Annotated in this window: 1 protein-coding gene; it reads right to left on the reverse strand. The window is 74.0% G+C overall.

The features are described from left to right. Positions 1-95: 95 nt before the first annotated feature. Positions 96-758, reverse strand: coding sequence for a DUF4190 domain-containing protein (locus EAO75_RS48065; protein ID WP_261989704.1), 663 nt, complete (start codon positions 756-758; stop codon positions 96-98). Positions 759-786: the final 28 nt, after the last annotated feature.

Here is a 786-nt window from a genome sequence, read left to right on the forward strand (position 1 = left end):
GCCCCTCCGGCGTTTGAGGAGCGGGGTCTGGGGCGGAGCCCCAGAAGGATGGGACGGGTAGGGGCGGCGGGGGCGAGGAAAACCGGGGCTTGCCGCTATACGCCCGTCGCGATCACCAGTGCCAGCATCCCGAAACCGAGGACCGTGCCCGCCGCGCCGCAGATCATCCCGGCCAGAGCCTGGCCGGGGTTCGTCGCCTCGCCCCGCCGCGCCTTGGCGCGACCGATCGCGCCGAAGATCAACGCCAGCACGCCCAGGATGATGGCGAGCGGCCACAGGCAGAAGATCGCCGCGGAGATGATCCCGAGGACCAGACCGGCCGTCCCCATGCCGTTGCTCGGCATGGGCTGCATCCCGGGCCAGCCGTAATAGCCGGGGCCGGGCGCCGGATAGCCGTACGGGACCTGCCCAGGACCGTCGGGCGACATCGGCGGCGGAGGCACGGGCTCGCCGTGCGCGACGTACGGCGCCGCGAAGGGGTCGGCGTACGTGGGACCCGGCGGCGCGAAGGGGTCGGCGGACGAGGGGCCCGGCGGCGCGAACGGGTTGGGCGGACCCGGCGGCTCGGCGAACTGCCCCGCGGAGGGCATCGACGTGACCGTCCGCTGATCGTGCACGGACGGCGCGGCCCAGGCCGGCGGCTCGTTCGAGGCGACGGTGTGCCCAGGCCCCGCTGCCCAGGGGTCCACGGAGTCGGATCCGGCCGCCTGAGGCGTACCACCCCGCCCGTCCCCGGACGTCTTGTCCAGCGAGGTCACCCAGACGATCTACGGCGGTCAAGTGGAC

Source organism: Streptomyces sp. UW30, assembly GCF_008042075.1.
In the GTDB taxonomy this organism is placed as follows: Bacteria; Actinomycetota; Actinomycetes; order Streptomycetales; family Streptomycetaceae; genus Streptomyces.